The following is a 21,768-nucleotide window of genomic DNA, read 5'->3' as shown; positions in this document are numbered from 1 at the left end:
CGTAGTACCGATTGCTTTAATTATTGCGTTTGATCGTTAGAGGCTGATGTTTTACTTTCTCCAAACAAGCTAAATCCAATGGCAAAACCAAGCCATGGCTTGCCCTGATAACCCCAATCAGCACCTTTAGATTTGTCAATAAAATCAAGTCCCGTAAATACCCCAATCTGAAACTTATCATACTGATACATGTAACCTGCAGATAGAGAGATTGCAGATGCGGAATTATCCTTGTCTAACTTTACAGCACCAGCAGATATTCCACCCAACAAATTACTAGCAGAATATACTGTATTAACATGTTGCCATTTGATACCTGCCGATATACCAAAATTAATTTTTTCTTCGAAAGCAAATGGTGCTTTTTTATTGCCAAAGCGTGCCTTTATCGGTAGCGTCAAAAAGCCCCAGGTAAAACCTCGCTTGTGTGGGTAAATAAATTCACATTTATTATTAAAATCTTTTAAAGAGATAAAAAATTGGGTATTGTTAGCCCAAAGATCTACATAAGCAAGATCCTTAAACTTGCTTAAAATATCAGTATTACTATTTTCTATACCTAATTGGGCTTTACTCATTTTATAATATTCGTCTGATTGTGCATTCAGGTTATCTCCTACCTTTTTTCCGTCTAAAGATTTATAAAAATTTAGTTTGGCAGTATCAGCTTTAAAATCCCATATCGAAATAATATATCCATTATCAGCAATGTCGTATATATAAAATTTTATATCATCATTAAGCATAAAAGATAAATCTTTTACCTCCTTTTTGATTGGATCATATACCTTTACCAATACGCTTACTTTAGTTACGTAAGACTGTCCAACAAGGTTTGTTCCTTGGCCGTTAGTTTGGCTGTATGCTTTAACAAAAGATAAAACAATTAGCATGACAAATATTAAATTTTTCATAATAGTATTAATTAAATGTTAAATAATAATTGGAAAGATAAAGCGCTTTATTCTAACCCTTTACCAACTGCACCCCGAGCACGAGAAAATAATAGCTAACAAATTCTAATTTTTTAAGTGGTTTGGTTTGATGTAAATGTAATTGATAGTCCAGGTAGTTTATATACCCTTTAAGCGGTATATTCATTACCTGGTTTATATCTTATATTTATAGAAATATTAACCGTAACTTTTCGACAATTCGTTCATCAATGAATAAATTTTTCCTGATTTCTGCATTATTATTGACAGCCTGCTTATGTGCTGCACAACAGGGAAATCCTATTTTAATTGATACGGCCAAAAAATTCAGTATCAGCAAACACGGATATTTTTATGAGGACAAAAACCTAAACCTGACCATCGACTCTATTATAAAGTATAAGCAGGCCGGTAAACTGATCCCTTTAAAACCTGAAAAAGTTTTTAGTAAAGGTTACTCGCAGTCTTATTACTGGATCGCCTTTGATATAACAAATACGCTTGATCAGGCTGTAAATCTGATGTTTAAGGAACAGAGTTCGAGTATCAACCAGCTCCGGTTATTTAAAGTAGATGAAGGGCAAAACGTTCATCCATTAGGTTTAACCGGTGATCATTTTCCTTTTAAACAACGGCCGTATTACAACAGAAGCTTTATTTATCCAATTGTACTTTTGCCCCATGAGAAAGCGACCTTTTATTTGTGGGCCGATAAAAGGGGCCAAAATATGTATATGCCGATGTCTATCGGACGCGACGTTGATATGATACAGGCAGAAATTCCGCAGCACACCTTATTTGGATTTTATACTGGCATTTTTGTTTTTGCAGTGATCTTTAATCTTTTGCTTTTTGCTTCGCTCAGGGATAATATCCATTTATACTATGCAATTTATATTTTTTGCACACTCATTTTTATCCTGGAAGAAGAAGGGCTGGCTTTTCAATGGTTTTATCCAAATTTGCCCGGTTTACAGGATTATATGCGGTTAATGATGGCATCATTAAGCTGTGGCCTGCTCATTCAGGTGATGCAGCTGTTTGTAAATCAAAACAGCACAAACAGTAAGTTATACCGTTTTACAAGCTATTATAAAAGATTCTGCTGGGCCATGTTCATTATTCCGTTGTTTATGTTCTTTAAATCCTTTATTATTTTAGAAAAAACGGTTTTTTACATCAACAATTTTCTTGCACTCCTTACGGTAATCGTGATGATCATTGGTGTGGTAGAAAGAATAAGGTCAGGCTATAAGCTAGGCTGGTATTATCTTATTGCCACGTTGATGTTATTGTTTGGCGTGTTTAATTATGTTTTTAACACTTTAGGGCTTACTAACTTTAATTTATTAAAACCAAACGGTTTAGTAGTAGGTTTAACGGCAGAAATCATTTTTCTTTCATTTGCACTAACACAACGTTATAATTTCCTTAAAAAAGAAAAAGAAGTCTTACTCGAAGAAAAAAGCAGACACCAGGTTGATCTGGCTGATGGTATTTTCAATGCTCAGGAAGATGAAAGAACGCGATTGGCCCGCGATTTACATGACGACCTGGGCGGAACACTGTCCATCATCAAGTTAAATATTACTGCTTTTCAACACAAGGTTTTAAAACTTGCCGAAAATGACCGCATATTTTACGATCAAACCATTGACATGATCGAAAAGGCCTGTGCAGATTTAAGAGAAATATCGCATAACCTGATGCCAAAAAACTTTGAACAATTTGGCCTGATTGAAACCTTAAATGAACATTTTAAAACTTTAAACCATTCTGGTAAAATTGCATTTGAATTTGTTTTTCAGGTAGAAAATCCTATTGATAGGGGCATTGAGATTACCATATACCGTATAGTTAATGAACTGGTTAATAACATCGTCAGGCATTCCTTTGCCTCAAAGGCAACCATACAGATTTTATCATTTACGGACCGCATTAGTATTATGGCAGAAGATAACGGCATTGGCTTCAATCCCGATGTAGATAAAAAGGGCTTGGGCATCCAAAATATTCTATCAAGGGTAAATTATCTTAACGGTAAAATCCAGATCGATAGCAATCAAAACGGCACAACTACAACAATTGATATTCCGCTAAAATAATGGACACAATACAACAACGCCCCATAACAATTATGATTGCAGATGATCATAAACTTTTTGCGCAAGGCCTATCTGCAATCCTTTCCGGACAATCAAACTTTAAGGTAATCGGAATGGCCGCAAATGGAAAAGAAATTTTGCACCTGCTCAATCACCAGCTGCCAGATGTTTTAATCCTCGACTTAAACATGCCCGTTCTGGATGGTGAAATTGCTGCCGAAAAAGTAAGTCAGCTGTTTCCTTCTGTGAAAATAATGGCATTGTCCATGTATTATACAAGCAAACTATCAGCTAAGCTTGAGAATATAGGCGTAAAAGCATTTGTACAAAAGGATACCAATGCAGAAACCCTGTTTGAAATAATAACGGGTATACATCAGGGCAAAAAATACTTTCAAAAAGCGAAAACTGATGCACTTGCCTCATCCGTATTTAACGATGGTGATCATTTTCAAAAAAGCCACAACTTAACAGCCCGTGAAATGGAAATACTAAAACTGATAAGCGAAGATTATTCCTCACAACAGATTGCCGAAAAACTATTTATAGCCTTGAACACGGTTGACACCCACCGCAAGAATATGGCACAGAAGCTAAATGTAACCGGAAAAGCAGGGTTATTAAAGTTTGCGCTTGAGAATAAGCTACGCTAAATTTTTATTTATTTTCAATTACCGAAGATAAATGGTATTTTTATACTACATACCGTTTTAGTATGTGGTATTATAATTATGAGCAAAGCAATAAATACGGTAATAACCGGTACTGGGAGTTATATTCCACAAAATATTATTTCAGGTAATGAATTCTTGAACTCCACATTTTTTGAGAATGGAAATGTACTTGAAAAAGAAAATTCAGAAATTATTCATAAATTTTCAGAAATCACAGAAATTGTGGAGCGTCGTTACGCCTGTCCTGATCAGTTAAGCCATCACATCGGCGCAAAAGCAGCAGAAAATGCCATTGAAAATGCAGGTATTGATAAAGAATCCTTAGATTATATTATATTCTGCCATAATTTTGGAGACATCCCTTTGGGCAGTAACCGCACTGACGTTCTGCCATCTTTAGCTTCAAAGGTAAAACAACGACTTGGTATTCAAAATCCAGACTGCGTTGCTTACGATATCATTTTTGGTTGTCCGGGATGGATTCAGGGTGCAATACAGGCTGATTATTACATAAAAAGCGGAGATGCCAAACGGGTTATGGTTATTGGTGCAGAAACCCTAAGCCGGATTATTGATCCGCATGACCGTGACAGCATGATCTTTTCGGATGGAGCCGGAGCCGTGATATTCGAAGCAGAAGAAGCAGCCGAAAAAAGAGGGATATTGGCCCACAAGACAGAAACGCATGCACTTCATCATAGTAACTTGCTCACCATGGGTAAAGGATCTAATCCTGATGAGACCAGCGGAAACTTCTACCTGAAAATGAACGGACGCAAGCTATACGAATTTGCGGTAATCCAGGTTCCGCAGGTAATCAAAAAAGCTATCGACAAAGCAGGTTTAAGTGTTGATGATATCAATATTGTATTTGTGCACCAGGCCAATGGCAAAATGGACACTGCAATCATGAAACGTTTGTTCAAACTTTATGGAAAAGATACCGTACCAGAAAACTTAGTTCCGATGACGATTTCTTGGTTAGGAAACAGTTCTGTTGCCACGGTACCAACCTTGTTAGACCTGGTATTAAAAGGACAAGTTAAAGGCTATAATGTTAAACCTGGTGATATAGCAGTTTTTGCTTCAGTAGGGGCGGGCATGCACATTAATGCTTTTATATACCGCTTCTAATTGGCTAACCGCTTTAACCCGGCCCTAGCCTGGTTTTCAATACTGCTTTCAAACTCATGGTTTTTCATGGCAATCGCAGTATTGAAAGCCTCTTTTGCTTTCGCTATATTTTTCCTTCTCTCATAAATCTTACCCATTTGTACAGCAGCGTTCGCCGCAAAATAATATTTCAGGTTTCTACCTTCATCAATCGTTTCCTGATAGGCGGTTAATGCCTGATCATCTTTCCCTAAATCATCGTAAATTCTACCTAAACGGTAATGGAGTTCTGTTCTATCTCTATCGCTAGTGTAATCTGTTGCCTTCTTGCTATCAATTACCTGTAAGGCCCTGCTTAAATAACCGCCATCAAACAGCAGTCTGGCTTTTAACAGATCAATGTTCGGTACTGCCGCCGAAGCCTCTGCTTTAGCCTGCTTATCCTTTTCCATATAAGTGTAACCATTTTTAACTGCCCTGGATGCAAATGCCACATATGTTCCTTTATCTCCTTTCAGAAGCGCAATCCATCCCAGATGAAGATAAGCATCTTTAACAAAGTTTACGCCCTTTGTAGTCTGCAAAAACCGGTTAAAATAGGTGCCTGCAGTAAGATCAAGTTTATTTAAATGTGCAATTCCTTCCAAATAATCCAGATAAGGAAAAGGCTGATAAACACCTCCCTCTGGTCGTCTTGCTAAAATAGAAATTGCTTCTTCACTATGCCCGTTTTTAATGCAAACATAACTCTGCAGATAACTTTTTAACAAACTGGTATCGGCAATCCGTTCGGTGTACCTCATGGTTTTGGCATATGCCTGCGGGCTATGCGCCACATCGGTTAAAACGTAGGCATAATAAAACACCACTTCTTCATAAAAGGGTTCGTAAGATGATTTTGGCAGGTTATCAGCCAATTTTTCGAACATATTCAATCCGCTCTGCAGGTTTCCCTTAATGCCGAATGTTGAAAGTGCTGTTTTTAAAGCCCCGTCAGGAAGATTGCCTAATACTGCGTTAATCAATCCCAAACCTTTTAAGTTCAGGTGAAAATTTGGAAACTTCTTACTATTATCCTGTAACAGATTGTTTGCTCTTTTAACTTCCATGGCGGCATTAAAATATTCACCAAAACGGCCTCGGATGAGCGCCCATTGCAAATTGATTTCTGCCTGCGCATACAGGTAGTAAGGCGAATTTTTATCATCATCGCTTATCTGATCCAAACGTTTAGATTTATTTCCTTTCAAACGGTCAAAATCAGCCTTGCTTTCTGAAGTAAGTACGGTAAAATAATCAACATAATTTTCCAGAAGCGGAATAATGGAATTATTGGGATGCTGCTTTTTCTCGGTAGAGATATAAGCCCTCGCATTGCCCAACTTCAATTCGAATATGCTTTTATAAGCATTTAAGCAGTTGCTGTTAAAATCGAAATTTGCAAGTGAAAACAAAGGGGAGAGGAGCAGGAGAAACGTTACGGAAAAACGGAAATTTTTATTCATCAGGGATTCTATTTCGGTTTGGTTCTATGCTGCAGCAATCGCTCACATTCAAACAAATATCTACACTAAACGATAAAATCATATTCTTGTTTTGAGTAAGACCAAGAAAATAGCCTTAAACAAAAAACGTCCCGATTAAATCGGGACGTTCAAATACTTTTATTATTTAGCTTAAGCCTCTGCTACTTCGTGTGTTAGCGCTTCATCAACCAAAATACGACCACAGTGTTCGCAAACGATAATTTTTTTACGTTGGCGAATATCTAACTGGCGTTGTGGTGGAATCTGGTTAAAACATCCGGAACAAGAATCGCGATCAATGGTTACTACAGCTAAACCATTCACAGCATTTTTGCGTAAACGTTTATAAGCAACCAATAAGCGTTCTTCGATTTGAGGCTCCGCTTTATCTGCTTTCTTTTGTAAATCCTGCTCCTCTTTTTCAGTTTCGGCAGTAATTACATCTAGTTCTGCTTTTTTAGCTTCCAAATCTTTTTTTCTTCCATCTAATTCGGCTTTAGCAGCTTCATAGATTTCAGTTTTTGAAGTGATTTCGAAACCATGTTCTTTAATTTTCTTTTCAGAAACCTGGATATCTAAACCCTGAATCTCAATTTCTTTGGTTAAAGCATCGTATTCACGGTTATTTTTAACTTCTTTTAATTGAGAATCATATCTTTTGATGGCAGCCTGCGCATCTTTGATTGTATTTTTACGCGTTACGATCGAATCTTCAAGATCATCAAGCTCACCTTTAATTTTTGCAATTCTAGTTTCCAGTCCTAGAACGTCATCCTCAAGGTCGGCAACTTCCATTGGTAACTCGCCACGTACCTGGCGGATTTTATCAATTTTCGTGTGGATATTTTGTAATTCGTATAAAGCTTTTAGCTTTTGTTCTACGGTTTGTTCCATTAAAACAAGTAATTTATGGGGTTTGTATTTTGCTCCGTTAAACGGATTGCAAAGTTAGTAAATTTTTTCTGAATAATTTCAAGCAATAAATTTGAGGTAAATTGTTCAGTTTCAAAGTGTCCGATGTCTGCAATGATCAATTTTTCTTCCGCGTCAAAAAACTCGTGGTATTTAAAATCTGCGGTAATAAATGCATCGGCCCCGGCAGCTATGGCTTCTTTTAACAGGAAGCTTCCCGAACCTCCGCAAACCGCAACTTTCTTGATCCTTTTTCCAATTACTTCTGTATGCCTAACCACTTTAGCCTGCATCCTATCTTTCACCAGATGCAGAAAATCATAAGCATCCATATCGTATTCCAGCCAGCCTACCATACCCGACCCCACCAGCTGATGTTTATTTTCGAGTTTATAGATGTCGTAGGCCACTTCCTCGTATGGATGGTTTTCAAACAAAGCAACGAGGATTTTTCGCTCAGCCTGGGTAGGGTAAACCATTTCGATCCGTATTTCGGCCTCCCGGTGGCGAACACCTTTTTCACCAACAAAAGGGTCGGAATCTTCATTTCCTTTGAATGTGCCAAAACCATCAGCGTTGAAACTGCATTCGCTGTAATTACCAATGGTACCTGCACCAGCATAAAACAATGCCGATCGCAGTTGCTCCGCCTGGGCTTGTGGACAATAAGTAACCAATTTCTTTAACAGACCTGCTTTCGGCGAAAGTACTTTAGTACCTGTTAAACCTAAACGTTCACAGATCCTGGCATTTACCCCTGTATGAATACTGTCTAAATTGGTATGAATGGCATATAGTGCAATATTATTCCTGATTGCCTTTAAAACCACACGCTCTACATAGTTTTTACCATTAAGCTTTTTTAGTCCTTTAAAAACTATCGGGTGATGGGTAATGATCAAATTGCATCCTGTCGAAATGGCTTCATCTACAATTTTCTCTACACAATCCAAAGCCACCAAAGCAGCACGGATTTCCATGTTTGGATCGCCCACAATTAAACCAGAGTTATCATAGTCTTCCTGATAATTAAGCGGAGCGATGCTTTCTAAATAATTGGTAATTTCAGCTAATTTCATTCGATAAATATAGAAATTTCATTGTTTTCTTTTTTCTGTCATAAAAGTTCATTTAACAAAAAAGTCCGCATCCAATTTATTTGGATACGGACCTGAGTATTGAGATTAATTATCTTAGAATTTTCCTGCTTGTTGGAATCCACCTCCCATTCTTACCATCTGTAAGCTTTCGAAAACCATTTTCTGGTTGTATTCAAAAGCAAGTGTTTTGTGGTTTACCACATCGATAATCGAACCGATAAAGCATAAACCGGCAGTTAAAAGGTACAAAATACCCATACCGATCTGGCCTATGATAAACCTTTGCAAGCCCGGAACAGCAAACAATCCGATTAAACAAAAAATCAACATATCTGATGGATTTTTTCTTTTGCTGCTGTAAACCATCAGGAAATTACGTAACTGCTCTTCAGTTAAACCGGTAGTGGCTTGTTGTAAATATGAGTATTCCTCTGGTGTTATACCTGGTAACGACATTAGAGGTGATTGAAATATATCCATGGTTTCTATGTATTTGTGGTTAAAACTTTAAACTTCTTTTTGTTCCTTATCAATGTGCAAATTCTATAAATTATAATTAAAAGTGCCGGAAAACCAAACCAATGTTCGGAAAAGCTTTCGGTAAACTCGCCATGTAAAATATGACTGATTGACCTGCCTATGCCACACCCCGGACACCAATCCTCTAAGCCCAAATTGGCTAAAGGACAAAGTGTAAAATGATGTTGGTGGCTATCTGCCGTTGCCAGTATTATTAAAGCTGTTAACCAGAAAAAAAGTTCCAGTGGAAAGCTTTTAATGTACTTCATTGTTTCACTTTTTATAACATTTAGAGGCTATAGAACTACCTTTGTTACACCGATTTGCCCTTAATCGACGAAAGGGGGATATATTTCGACCAAACGAACGTTCCCATCTAAGAATAAGTTTTCGTTTTTCCCAAATCTGATTATTCTATCACAACCCTGCCAAAAATAGTTAAAAAAACCTTTACACAAATTGCGGGTTAATATTAAAAGATAAGCTTATTTTTGTGCCTTGAACATTCGCGATTTAATAAACAGATACAAAACCGACGATAGGGTAACTCAATTTACCAAAGCGTTGAACAGCAGCAAAAACCCAAAGATACAATTAAAGGGATTGGTGGGTTCGGCTGATGCTATTGTTGCACTTTCTTCTTATTTCCTGTTACATAAGCCCCTTCTGTTCGTTTTGCCTGATAGGGAAGAAGCCGCTTATTTTCAGTCTGACCTTGAAAGTGTATTGGATAAACAGGTTTTACTATTTCCTTCATCGTACCGAAAATCTTTCGATTTCACCCAGGTAGATACCGCTAACGTGCTGGCCCGTGCGGAAGTACTGAACGAGCTGAATCATGATTCAGAATACGGAAAAATTGTAGTTTCCTATCCTGAAGCCATTGCCGAAAAGGTGATAGATCGCTCTGCGCTTGAAAAAAACACTTTAGAAATCAGTTTGGGCGCCAAACTGGGCATTGATTTTATCAATGAATTTCTAATTGATTATGATTTTGACAGAAGAGATTTTGTTTACGAACCCGGACAGTTTTCCATCCGAGGTGGCATTGTAGATATTTTCTCCTTCTCCTCTGATCTTCCTTACCGCATCGAGTTTTTTGGTGACGAAGTAGAAAGCATCAGAAGTTTTGAAATTGAAAGCCAGCTGTCGGTTGCCGAAGTTAAATCGCTTACCATTGTTCCAAATGTTCAGGCCAAGTTTTTAACTGAAAGTAACATCAGTATTCTCGATTATATCGATCAGGACACGCAACTCTGGTTTAAAGACGTAGAATTTACCCTGGATATTGTTAAAGCCGGTTTTAAAAAAGCTGTTGAACTTTGGAAAGCCTTGCCAGCGGCAGATAAAAGTCAAAACCCGGAGTGGATTGATCCTAAATTTGCCTTTACGGATGAAAAGTTATTGGGCGATCACCTTCAGGATTTCCCTTTGGTAGAATTCGGGAAACAGTTTTTCTATAAAACAGATAATCGTTTTGAATTCGAAACCAAGCCACAACCATCATTTAATAAAGATTTCAATCTGCTGATTCACAATCTTAAGGAAAATGAAAAGGCTGGAATCGTTAATTTTATTTTTACCGATTCGCCTAAGCAGATTGAACGTTTATATGCCATTTTAGAAGATATTGACAAAACGGCCAAGTTTACACCAATCAACAGCATGCTGCGCGAGGGTTTTGTTGATCCGCAGATCCAAACGGCATTTTACACTGATCACCAGATTTTCGACCGTTACTACAAATACAAGCTTAAAAAAGGTTATCAGAAAAGTCAGGCCATTACCCTAAAAGATTTGAGGGAACTAAAATCCGGCGATTATGTTACCCATATCGATCATGGTATTGGTAAGTATGCCGGACTTGAAAAGGTTGAGGTGAACGGCAAAACCCAGGAAATGATCCGTTTAGTTTATGCCGATAACGACCTGCTTTACGTCAACATCAATTCCCTAAACCGGATTGCCAAGTACAGCGGTAAGGAAAGCGGCGTTCCTAAAATGAATAAGCTGGGTACCGATGCCTGGGATAAGTTAAAAAAAACTACTAAAAAAAAAGTTAAAGATATCGCGCGGGATTTGATCAAGCTTTATGCCTTGCGCAAAACCCAGGCCGGAACAGCATTCTCTCCAGATAGTTATTTACAGACCGAATTAGAGGCTTCTTTTATTTATGAAGATACCCCCGATCAGTTAAAAGCCACCCAGGACGTGAAAAAGGATATGGAATCCCCACATCCAATGGACCGTTTGGTGTGTGGTGATGTTGGCTTTGGAAAGACAGAAATTGCCGTACGTGCTGCATTTAAAGCGGTAGCTGATGGTAAACAGGCTGCCGTTCTGGTACCAACAACCATTTTAGCTTTACAACATTTTAAAACTTTTTCCTCCCGTTTAAAGGATTTCCCGGTAACGGTCGATTATATTAACCGTTTTAAAACGAATAAACAGATAAAAGATACCCTGGCTGAGGCCGCAGCCGGCAAAGTTGACATTTTAATTGGAACACACCGTTTGCTTAGCAAAGATGTCAAATTTAAAGATCTCGGCATCATGATTATTGATGAAGAGCAAAAGTTTGGTGTTACTGCAAAAGAAAGGTTAAAAGCCATACGGGTAAATGTTGATACCTTAACCCTTACAGCCACTCCAATTCCAAGAACACTGCATTTTTCGTTAATGGGGGCAAGGGATTTATCTATTATAAGTACGCCACCGCCGAACCGGCAGCCCGTTAGCACCGAATTGCATGTTTTTAATGATAAATTAATCCAGGAAGCCGTGCAGTTTGAACTGGATCGCGGCGGGCAGGTGTTCTTTATCCATAACCGGGTAAATGACCTGATGCAATTGGGTGGGTTAATCCAGAAATTGGTTCCAAAAGCAAGGATTGGTATTGCGCATGGCCAATTAGATGGGGATGCTTTGGAAGATGTAATGCTTGATTTTATTAACGGAGAAAAAGATGTTTTGGTAGCCACAACTATTATTGAAGCAGGTTTGGATATTCCAAATGCCAATACCATCATCATCAACCATGCACACATGTTTGGTTTAAGCGATCTGCACCAAATGCGTGGCCGTGTAGGCCGGAGCAACAAAAAAGCTTTCTGTTATCTACTTTCGCCTCCGTTATCTACCTTAACTTCAGAGGCCCGGAAACGTTTAAGTGCCATTGAAGAGTTTTCCGATCTGGGCAGTGGCTTTAATGTGGCCATGCGCGATTTGGATATCCGTGGAAGTGGAAATTTATTGGGTGCCGAGCAAAGTGGGTTCATCGCCGAAATCGGTTTTGAAATGTACCATAAGATACTGGATGAAGCCATTCAGGAATTGAAAGAAGCTGAGTTTAAAGGCCTGTTCGAAAATGAACCTGCCCGTCCGTTTGTAGGCTTTACACAGGTAGATACCGATCTTGAATTATATATTCCTGATGCTTACATTACCAATATTACTGAGCGTTACAATTTATACACCGAGCTTTCTAAGCTTGACAACGAGGCTGAATTAGCCGTTTTCGAAAAACACCTGGCCGATCGTTTCGGACCTATACCCCCGCAGGTAAAAACCATGCTCAGTGTGGTACGGTTACAATGGTTGGGTAAAAAATTAGGATTCGAAAAAATCAGTTTCAAGAAAAATAGCTTAAGAGGATATTTTTTAAGTGATAAACAGTCGGCTTATTTTGACTCAAATACCTTTACCAAAATTTTAACTTTTGCGCAGAACCATCCGCGCATGTGCAATTTAAAGGAAGTAAAGAATACACTTAGAATTGCTTTTGATAATGTAAAAACCGTTGAAGAAGCGATTGAAATTTTAGAACTGATCGATTAAAAAACATTAATTGAGTCAGTCTATTGACTGAATTAACGTTAATTGAGTCAGTCTATTGACTGAATTAACGTTTTTACCTATATTTGGCTTAAATGGAAAGTCAAATTGTTAGAGCTTTGAAGCCGGTTATCCTCCACAAAATTGGGAAGAACAAAGTAATCCTAATATTCGGAACAAGGCGGGTCGGTAAAACCTGGTTGGTAGAAAGCATTACCAAAGATGCGAACATCAACTACTTTTCTTTAAATGGGGAAGACCAGGATGTACAGGTATTGCTTTCAACCCGAACAGCTGCCAATTACAAAAGGGTTTTGGGTGATGCCAAGCTACTCATTATTGACGAAGCCCAAGTTATACCTGAAATCGGAAAAATATTAAAGTTACTCATCGATACTTTTAAAGATCTTACCATTATCGCAAGTGGATCATCTACTTTCGATTTGTCAAACCAAACAGGTGAACCCTTAACCGGAAGAAGTTTAACTTACCATCTTTACCCCATAGCACAGGTTGAGTTGGATAAACAGGAAAATGCTTTACAAACCACCCAAAATCTGGAAGAAAGATTAATTTTTGGTTCTTATCCTGAGTTATTCCACCTGAATTCATTGGCTGAAAAAGCACAGTATTTAACAGAACTGGTTAAATCATATCTGTTAAAAGATATTTTGATGTATGAGAATATCCAAAATAGCGCTAAACTACTGGAATTATTAAAACTGATTGCCTATCAGGCAGGATCCGAAGTTTCAATTGATGAGATTTCCCGTAATTTGGGTATCAGCAAAAATACGGTAGATCGTTACCTTGATTTACTGTCAAAGGTTTTTATCATTTATAAAGTTGGCGGATATAGTAATAATTTACGGAAAGAAGTTACAAAATCATCCAAATGGTATTTTTACGACAATGGGATCCGGAACGCAATCGTAAACGATTTCAGGTTGTTAGCCTTAAGGAACGATCAGGGTATTTTATGGGAAAACTACTGCTTTAGCGAACGAATTAAAAAAATGGAGTACGAACAGCAAAGTGCCACTTATTTCTTTTGGAGAACCTATGATCAACAAGAAATAGATCTAATTGAAATTAACAACGGAGAAATGTTAGCTGCCGATTTTAAATGGGGAAACCAAAAGAATAAAATCCCGGGCTTTTTTGCAAAGAACTATCCTCAAGCTAGTTTTTCCGTAATTAACAAAGAAAATTATCTAGATTTTATATTATAATGTTAGATCCCTCCTTATTACTCGATTTAGTAAAAATGCAAATGCCTTACGGAAAATATAAAGGTTACCTGATTTGTAATATTCCTGAAAGCTATTTGCTATGGTATAAGGATAAGGGCTTCCCGAAAGGCAAATTAGGCGATTTAATGGCTACCATGTTCGAAATCAGGGTAAATGGTTTGGAGTATTTATTAACGCCGTTGAAGAATCAGCAGCGGTAAGTTTCCCCAGCCATTGTCATCCTGAGGAATAATTTATGATATAAAAATTAATATGATTGACAGATAAAATTTAATTAGGTAATATCCATCAAGAAATCGTCATTCCCAACTTGATTGGGAATCTTAAAATGTGCATTAAGATTCCCGCATGCGCGAGAATGACGACCGAACTAGTGGATTCTGTCAATGGTAGCGGAGTGTCGAAGAACCTAAAAACGGTCGTCCTCCTGAACTTGTTTCAGGATCTAACACCCCTCAGTTACCGTAATTTCGAGCGGAGTGCTACGAAGCCGAGAACCCGAAGGCTCAGCGAAGCTAAATCTGTCTTGATAGATCTCTCCACTCCACTGCGTTTCGGTCGAGATGACGAAAAAGTATAACCCTATATCTCACAACCATTCTCATCACAAACCGCATTATCATTTTTATTTAATGAGGTAAGTTTGGTTTTAGGCTGAGTTTCTTTCCACTCGGTAAAACTTTGGGTAAGCGCGTCAGTAAAAGCCTGAACAGGTTGGGCACCAGAAACGCCATATTTACGATCCATAACAAAATATGGCACACCGCGGATTCCTAAATTCTGGCTTTCATAAATATCATAACGAACAGCTTCAGCAAACTCGTCGCTATTTAAAACGGCCACAGCTTCGTCCTTATTCAATCCTATTTCTACTGCAAGATCAACTAAAACATCTGTTTCGCCAATGTTTTTGCTGTTCAAAAAATGGGCTTCAAACAATTTTTCTTCGGCTAAATCCTGAAGGCCGTGTTTTGCTGCCAAATGAATCAAACGATGTGCATTGAATGTATTTGCTGGAATATTGGTATCGAAATCGATGCTTAATCCTGCATTTGCCGCCATGTCTGCCACTTGTTTGGTCATTTGTTTAGCCTGATCAACCGGCATTCCCTTACTTCTTGAAAGGTAATCGTACACCGTTTCATTATTAGCATTATGATATTCCGGATTAAGCTGAAAACTCTTCCAATCCACTTCAATTTCATTTTTGAAAGGCAGTTTCTCTATCGCCTGTTCAAAATGTCTTTTCCCGATATAGCAAAACGGACACATTACGTCCGACCAGATTTCTACTTTCATAATACAAAATTAAGCTGATTATAACTGGCTATAGTAAGTGTAAAGTAAAAAGCCGCTATCGTTAAGGATAGTGGCTCCATATCTCAATAAAAGTTTATATCCAGATATCGTCATTTCGACCGCAGTGGAGAAATCTTTGGACTATGTTAAAAAGATTTCTCGATTTTGCTACGCTTCAGTAGAAAAGACGACCTTTATATTAGATTTGTAAGTGGTATTCTCTTAAGAAACAGCGTAAATTCGTTTTTGAACAAGCTCAACATGGAAAACTCAACTATAACTATTTATACAACTGGTTAAATATCAATTTAAAAGTGCCATGCGTTTGCGCCCTGAACGCAATTTCCGGCCCGAAAGCAAGTAATTTACCCTTACCAACCCTGGCTTCAAAAGCCGTTATCCCATCTTGCAAATAAGCCTGGCCCCAGGCCCAGCCGCTACGCAATGGTGTTGCATTTTCAAACCACATCAAAGGCTTGATCTTCCCAGCCACAATGGCGTCGCCGGTGAGTTTAAAAACAGGACTATTATCAAAATAAACGTCAGCTTCTTTTTCCATGCCCCAATTGGCTGGTAAAGTGGTATCTACACCAACATTTAAAACACTTCCCGGAACATAATATTTTTCAGCAGGTAATCTTTTTTCTTCACCATTTATAATTTCGACCATTGCATTACGTACGGGTAGGTTTAAGTGATAAGCCAGGTTGGTACTGCTCCCAATGGTTACAATGTTACCTCCGGCTTCTAAAAACTTCTTTAATTCAGGGATGGATTGATCAGGACTAATCCTGCCCAAACGGTTTCTAAACTCCTGTGGAATTTCATCTGACTTTGGTCCGACAGATCTGTTTCCACTGCCTCCGCCCTGAACCGATGGAATGGCACCGCCCACAAAAATGATCACATCGAATTTAGATTTTAAATTTCCGGCATCAATATCCTGCGGATAAATTACCGTAGCAGCATAATGGTACTGTTCCATTAAAAACCGCACCCAGCCGGATGCCATAGAACCTCCATAAGCATCCCAAAGGGCAATTCTAGCCGTCGAAACTTTAATCTTATTTTTAGGGGCAGCAGAAATTTCTAGTTTGATGTTTGCTTTTTCAAGCACTGATTTTCCTGCTGATGAAACATAAAAATCGCCATTTTCAGGAGAGCGGTAAACTTCAACTTTGTTTCTTAATAAATCGTTAACTGCAGTATAAGAATCATTTTGAGCAGCACTTAATACATAACCCGACCCATTTGGCAATTTATTTTCTGGTTGTAAGAGTTTTCCGTAAGGATTTTTCTCAAACGGACCAGAAAAGTCATCCAGCATGCGATCGAATTTCACGTCCATGAGATAAGCTAATGTCCATCCTGCGGCATCATAAGGCGGAACTGGCGCACCACCTTCGTATTTAAAATCATTAGGATGATCCTGTGGTTCGAACATATCCAAAACATGTGGACGGAAAGCCTGATCGGTTTTAACCACATAGCTTCCGGCAGGATAGTTTTTCCCTGAAACGGTAAATGGAGCGGTTGCTTTTTGAACTACAACACCCGTTCTGATCAATGCATTCAAGAACTTAATGGCAGTATTAAAATCAGGTTGCTCTGCGGATAAGATATATCCACGTGGATCCCGGTTTGCAGGCGCTTTCATCACGGTATCGAAAGCTTTCATGCTAATCTGACGCCGGAATCCAAAACCTGCATCGCCTCCGGAAATTGCGGCGGCCTTTTCACCTTTTGCAGCGCTGTTAATGGCATCTATCTTCTTTGGGGAGAAAGACCAGCTGTCTTTTTTACCTCTTTCAATCGAATTTCTGCCCATCTGATAAATGTTATACAGTAACTCATCATGGTATCGCGCTGCGTAATTCAAAACGGCATAGTTTAACGATACAGAATAATCAATCGAATTTTTAAAATACCATTTTCCCGGAGTGATTGGGTTTGGTGAATCGCCACTTGGCAGCAAACGCGATGGAACCAATGGAATTTCAGAGGGAGTAGGATTACCGATAATTTCCGTCAGCAGTCCAATCATGTTATGAAAATAGGTAGTTGTCCTTAATCCGCCGTTGTACCATGTAGAATAAACCGATCCTCCACGTTGAGTGTAACCGGGCTTATTTTCTACATTCATCCTGTTATGCATGGCCGCACCTACCGCATCTAAACTGGTTAACAAGGTTGGGTCAAAAACATAATTAAACGGATCCCGGTAGGGAGGACCTGCCACAACCGTTCCCGCCGGACCGGCCTGGTGGTGGTTATACATGATCTGTGGAATCCATTCTATAAAAAGCTGGCGACCAATATTTTGTGTTTCTTTAAGATTTAACATAAAAAAATCGCGGTTATTATCATGTCCCGCATATTTTTCATACAAAACCGGCAAGCCTGAAGTTGTTCTTTTCTTTGGGTCTTTTTCCCTCATGTACCAGTTGCTCACCAACTCCTGTCCATCGGGGTTTGCATGCGTAAATAAGATGATCACATTATCCAGAATACGCAAGGTTTCCGGGTCTGTTCTGGAGGCAAATTCATATATTGTCTGAATCAGCTGATGGGTACCAACTACTTCATTTGCATGTAATCCGCCATCTATCCATACCACTGCTTTACCTTCTTTTGCCAAAACTTTGGCCCGCTCTGGCGTAATTTCTGCATGAGCCAACTGTTGCGAAATTTCTTTATAACGATCTAATTTCTTTAGGTTTTCCGGCGAAGAAATAACCAGCATGTATTGACTTCTGTTTTCTTCAGTTTTACCGATATCAACCAGTTTAATGCGGTTAGAACTTGCAGCAAGTTTTTTAAAGTAAGCCTCTGTTTGGGTATAATTGGCCAATTGGTGATCATCGCCAATATCAAAACCAAAATGCGATTTTGGCGTTGGCACTTCCTGTGCCTGTACGACACAGTTACTTACCATTAAAAAAGCAATGCAGAGCCTGATAAAGCAGGTTTTTATCATAATTTGAAGGTTTAATTGGTAATCAAATATAATGGAGAATCAGCGCCAAAGACAGCTTGCTGTAAATTTGTTACAAGTTATTCCATGAGCATACTATTAACCACAGATAAAAAGTATGCACACAGATATCAGTGTTTATGCCCGTTCACCTAATTTTTATGTAACGCGTCGTTGAAATATTTAAGGCACTATGCTGGCTTACTTTGAAAAAGAGAACAGGTTATACCGAAGAACGTCGTCAATCCCAAGAGCGGGAAATCAAAAAAACAGATGCAGGACAGAACCCCTTAGCACAACCAAACCTTAACGCAGTGGTTTTGTGTTCAGATCTGCAAAAACATTCAATTAGCATCAACGAACAAAACAAAGTGCCGTTGTTTTTTTGATGAGTGAGAGGTAGTGTGAAGGCTCCTTGTTGGATTGACGAAGCGCTTTGGGTACTTTGGCGCTCCAAAGTACCATGCCTCCGCGGCATAGAGCGGAAAAACATTTACTATATGTCATATGGTCTCTAACTGATGAGCATTTGTTGGAGGTGGTAAAATCAATGCTTACAAAAATAGCTTAATCTTTAAATCCTAATCCATACATTTGCCCTGATATAAGTTCTTAACTTTATTTTCATCAACCGATACAGGTTCCCGGAATACAACCGGGATTAATAGGGAATCGTGTGCAAATCACGAGCTGTCGCGCAACTGTAAATTCTGTCTTTAACAAGAAGACAACGGTCTTATCATTTATGCCACTGTGCCTTTACCGGTATGGGAAGGCGATAGGATCGGGAATAAGTCAGGAGACCTGCCTATGTTGAATTGACGGTGCTTTCGCGTTATAAAGTAATTGGTCAGGTCTGATTGTACACGATAAAATTTAAATTTTATAGGCTTGCTTAAAGTTTTTACTGATGAGTGGGCAGGCTGTGCCATAACCTTTCCTTTAATCTTAACAAAGAGTATTACAAATATTGCTTTAAGAGCTTTTAAATGATTTATTTACTTAATCTTTAAGAGAAATGCTAACGCAAAATCTAGGCTATCCGCGAATAGGTAGCCAAAGGGAATTAAAGAAAATCTGCGAAAATTATTGGGCAGATAAAACTGGGTACAAAAGTGTACTGCAGGTGGGCAAAAATATCCGCCACGAAAATTGGAAACTTCAAAAAGAAGCTGGGATTGATGTAATTCCATCAAACGACTTTTCTTTTTACGATCACGTGCTCGATCATTCCTTAACTTTTGGAGCCATCCCAAAAAGGTACAACGAAGTGATCCTGAAAAAAGGAAATGAGGAACTGGATCTTTACTTTGCGATGGCCAGAGGCTACCAAAAAGAAGGACTGGATGTGGTAGCGATGGAAATGACCAAATGGTTCGATACCAATTACCATTACATCGTGCCCGAATTTTACAAAAATCAACCTTTTAAACTTTTTTCTACCAAGATTATCGATGAGTTTTATGAGGCAAAACAATTAGGAATTAATACTAAACCCGTACTGATTGGACCGGTTTCTTACCTTTTATTGGGTAAGGAAAAAGAGGCTGGATTTGAAAAAATAGACCTGATTAAAAACCTGCTTCCGGTTTATATCGAGATTTTATCTCGCTTAGAAGCGCTGGATGTAGAATATATTCAGTTTGATGAGCCATTTTTGACTTTAGATTTGAAAGAAAAAGACAAAAAAGCCTATGAATATGCCTACAAAGAAATCAGGAAAGCCTTTCCAGGATTAAAAATTGTTTTAGCTACTTATTTTGAAGGATTAGGTAATAATTTAGCATTAACGGCTTCATTACCTGTAAATGTTTTACATATCGACTTAGTCCGTGCAGAAGATCAATTAGACGATGTTTTAGCTTCGTTAAGAAGAGATACCATTCTTTCTTTAGGCTTGGTAGACGGAAGAAACATTTGGAAAAATGACTTTGAGAAATCTCTTTCGACCATTAACCATGCAGTAGACAAAAGAGGATTGGATAAAATATGGATTGCTCCATCCTGTTCGTTAATTCACTCACCGGTTGATCTGGACAATGAAACCAATGAGAAAAATTTATCGCCAGAAATTAAACAATGGCTGGCCTATGCAAAACAGAAAATTGCGGAAGTAGCTACCTTAAAAAAACTGATCACCAACGAAAGCCCTGCATCTACCCTGCAAAAACTCGAAGAAAATAAGATCGCAATTGCTAACCGTAAAGTTTCTAAAATCATCCATAATCCGGCAGTTAAACAAAGGGTTTTAGACTTAAAAGAGCAGGATGCCGAACGTTTGAGTCTATTTTCGATCAGAAAAATTAAACAACAGGAACTTAATCTGCCCATTTATGCCACTACCACTATCGGCTCGTTTCCACAAACTGCAGAGGTAAGAAGCTGGAGAGCAAAACTTAAAAACAGAACGTTCACTATTGAAGAATACGATGATCTCATTGCAAAAGAAACTGAAAAAGCAGTAAAGTGGCAGGAAGAAATCGGTCTGGATGTTTTGGTTCACGGCGAGTTTGAACGCAATGATATGGTTGAATATTTTGGGGAGCAGCTAGATGGTTTTGCTTTTTCTAAAAATGGTTGGGTACAGAGCTACGGATCACGCTGTGTAAAACCACCGATTATTTTTGGCGATGTTTCGCGCCCAACACCCATGACGATCAAGTGGACAGCCTATGCCCAGTCGCTTACCTCCAAATACATGAAAGGCATGCTAACGGGTCCTGTAACTATCTTACAATGGTCATTTGTACGGAATGATCAGCCACGATCGGAAACCTGTACACAGATTGCCCTGGCTATCCGCGATGAGGTTTGCGACCTGGAAAATGCAGGCATTAAAATTATCCAGATTGATGAACCTGCCATTAGAGAGGGATTGCCATTGCGCAAAGCAGATTGGCAAAACTACCTGAACTGGGCAGTGAAAGCTTTCAAAATCTCAGCAAGTGGGGTAAAAGACGATACACAGATCCATACGCACATGTGCTATTCGGAGTTTAACGATATCATCCAAAACATTGCTGATATGGATGCAGATGTAATTACGATCGAAACCTCGCGTTCGCAGATGGAATTATTAGACGCTTTTGCCGATTTTAAATATCCAAACGAAATTGGACCAGGTGTTTATGATATTCACTCTCCAAGAGTTCCGAAACGCGAAGAAATGGTTCTGTTGCTTAAAAAGGCAAGAGCCGTTATTCCCTCTGCACAACTGTGGGTGAACCCTGATTGTGGCTTAAAAACCCGCGGATGGGACGAAACCAAAAAAGCATTGATCGAAATGGTTGAAGCCGCAAAAGAGATGCGTAAAACGGAAGAAGTACTGTCTGCAGATCTTCAGGTAAATTAATATAATTTGTGTTAAACATTCACTCATTGTCAGTCTGAGCCTGTCGAAGACTCTTCAACATGAATAACTGAAATAAATTGTATTAAGAAAATCTTCGGGATGATAGTTTTATCCTGATCTCAACTTTGACAACTTTCTAATCAGAAAGTTGTCAAAGCTTTTTACTCACCCT

At 38.6% G+C, this 21,768-nt stretch carries 16 protein-coding genes and 1 riboswitch; of the genes, 8 read left to right on the top strand and 8 right to left on the bottom strand.

The annotated features are described in order from the left end of the window. Positions 1-20: 20 nt before the first annotated feature. On the bottom strand, positions 21-914 hold the full coding sequence (locus ACFE6N_RS02455) for a hypothetical protein (RefSeq protein ID WP_378933490.1): 894 nt from the start codon (positions 912-914) through the stop codon (positions 21-23). Positions 915-1,165: 251 nt separating this feature from the next. On the opposite strand from ACFE6N_RS02455, the gene ACFE6N_RS02450 reads away from it, so the two are divergent. The 3 genes from ACFE6N_RS02450 to ACFE6N_RS02440 all read left to right on the top strand — a co-directional run bounded on the left by ACFE6N_RS02450 (position 1,166) and on the right by ACFE6N_RS02440 (position 4,848). After that, positions 1,166-3,040, top strand: a complete 1,875-nt coding sequence (locus ACFE6N_RS02450; protein ID WP_378933488.1) for a 7TM diverse intracellular signaling domain-containing protein — start codon at positions 1,166-1,168, stop codon at positions 3,038-3,040. Then, a complete protein-coding gene (locus ACFE6N_RS02445; RefSeq protein ID WP_378933485.1) occupies positions 3,040-3,693 on the top strand; it encodes a response regulator in 654 nt (217 codons plus the stop codon). The genes ACFE6N_RS02450 and ACFE6N_RS02445 overlap by 1 nt, the downstream gene beginning before the upstream one ends. A 78-nt stretch (positions 3,694-3,771) precedes the next feature. Then, complete coding sequence (locus ACFE6N_RS02440; protein ID WP_145858165.1) at positions 3,772-4,848, top strand: 3-oxoacyl-ACP synthase III family protein; 1,077 nt, start codon at positions 3,772-3,774, stop codon at positions 4,846-4,848. Here the strand turns inward: ACFE6N_RS02440 and ACFE6N_RS02435 are convergent. From ACFE6N_RS02435 to ACFE6N_RS02415, 5 genes are all read right to left on the bottom strand, one after another. Next, positions 4,845-6,332: a tetratricopeptide repeat protein gene (locus ACFE6N_RS02435; RefSeq protein ID WP_378933482.1), complete on the bottom strand. Its 1,488-nt coding sequence runs from the start codon at positions 6,330-6,332 to the stop codon at positions 4,845-4,847. The genes ACFE6N_RS02440 and ACFE6N_RS02435 overlap by 4 nt on opposite strands. 171 nt (positions 6,333-6,503) lie before the next feature. Next, positions 6,504-7,247, bottom strand: a complete 744-nt coding sequence (locus tag ACFE6N_RS02430; RefSeq protein ID WP_090981351.1) for a zinc ribbon domain-containing protein — start codon at positions 7,245-7,247, stop codon at positions 6,504-6,506. Next, positions 7,247-8,344, bottom strand: a complete 1,098-nt coding sequence (locus ACFE6N_RS02425) for a Nif3-like dinuclear metal center hexameric protein (protein ID WP_090981353.1) — start codon at positions 8,342-8,344, stop codon at positions 7,247-7,249. Before ACFE6N_RS02425 ends, ACFE6N_RS02430 begins: the two co-directional genes overlap by 1 nt. A gap of 114 nt (positions 8,345-8,458) precedes the next feature. Beyond that, positions 8,459-8,845, bottom strand: a complete 387-nt coding sequence (locus ACFE6N_RS02420; protein ID WP_090981355.1) for a TM2 domain-containing protein — start codon at positions 8,843-8,845, stop codon at positions 8,459-8,461. Between the two features lie 5 nt (positions 8,846-8,850). Beyond that, the gene (locus ACFE6N_RS02415) at positions 8,851-9,153 is read right to left on the bottom strand and encodes a DUF2752 domain-containing protein (protein ID WP_378933477.1); all 303 of its coding nucleotides are present in this window, start codon (positions 9,151-9,153) and stop codon (positions 8,851-8,853) included. 229 nt (positions 9,154-9,382) lie between these two features. On the opposite strand from ACFE6N_RS02415, the gene mfd reads away from it, so the two are divergent. The 3 genes from mfd (at position 9,383) to ACFE6N_RS02400 (ending at position 14,171) form a co-directional block, all read left to right on the top strand. Further along, the gene (mfd, locus tag ACFE6N_RS02410; RefSeq protein WP_378933475.1) at positions 9,383-12,721 is read left to right on the top strand and encodes a transcription-repair coupling factor; all 3,339 of its coding nucleotides are present in this window, start codon (positions 9,383-9,385) and stop codon (positions 12,719-12,721) included. Between the two features lie 92 nt (positions 12,722-12,813). Further along, on the top strand, positions 12,814-13,950 hold the full coding sequence (locus ACFE6N_RS02405) for an ATP-binding protein (RefSeq protein ID WP_378933472.1): 1,137 nt from the start codon (positions 12,814-12,816) through the stop codon (positions 13,948-13,950). Then, positions 13,950-14,171 carry a DUF3820 family protein gene (locus tag ACFE6N_RS02400; protein WP_145858153.1) on the top strand — a complete coding sequence of 74 codons (222 nt, stop codon included), beginning with the start codon at positions 13,950-13,952 and terminating at the stop codon, positions 14,169-14,171. Before ACFE6N_RS02405 ends, ACFE6N_RS02400 begins: the two co-directional genes overlap by 1 nt. Positions 14,172-14,553: 382 nt before the next feature. Here ACFE6N_RS02400 and ACFE6N_RS02395 read toward each other — a convergent pair whose 3' ends face one another. Both ACFE6N_RS02395 and ACFE6N_RS02390 read right to left on the bottom strand, forming a co-directional pair. Further along, positions 14,554-15,270, bottom strand: coding sequence for a DsbA family protein (locus ACFE6N_RS02395; RefSeq protein ID WP_378933469.1), 717 nt, complete (start codon positions 15,268-15,270; stop codon positions 14,554-14,556). A 280-nt stretch (positions 15,271-15,550) separates the two neighbouring features. Continuing rightward, on the bottom strand, positions 15,551-18,247 hold the full coding sequence (locus ACFE6N_RS02390; protein ID WP_378933466.1) for a M14 metallopeptidase family protein: 2,697 nt from the start codon (positions 18,245-18,247) through the stop codon (positions 15,551-15,553). Positions 18,248-18,450: 203 nt separating this feature from the next. Here ACFE6N_RS02390 and ACFE6N_RS02385 point away from each other — a divergent pair, with 203 nt between their 5' ends. Further along, positions 18,451-18,633 (top strand): hypothetical protein, encoded by a 183-nt coding sequence (locus ACFE6N_RS02385; protein ID WP_378933464.1) that lies wholly within the window; start codon positions 18,451-18,453, stop codon positions 18,631-18,633. Between the two features lie 232 nt (positions 18,634-18,865). Then, a riboswitch (cobalamin riboswitch) is annotated at positions 18,866-19,071 on the top strand. A gap of 191 nt (positions 19,072-19,262) precedes the next feature. Then, entirely contained in the window at positions 19,263-21,596 is a 2,334-nt protein-coding gene (gene metE / locus ACFE6N_RS02380; protein ID WP_378933461.1) for a 5-methyltetrahydropteroyltriglutamate--homocysteine S-methyltransferase, read from the top strand. Positions 21,597-21,768: the final 172 nt, after the last annotated feature.

It is taken from the genome of Pedobacter sp. BG31, from assembly GCF_042464845.1.
Taxonomy (GTDB): Bacteria; Bacteroidota; Bacteroidia; order Sphingobacteriales; family Sphingobacteriaceae; genus Pedobacter; species Pedobacter suwonensis.
Note: the sequence above shows the minus strand (reverse complement) of the source record. Positions and strands in the feature narration are given on the sequence as shown.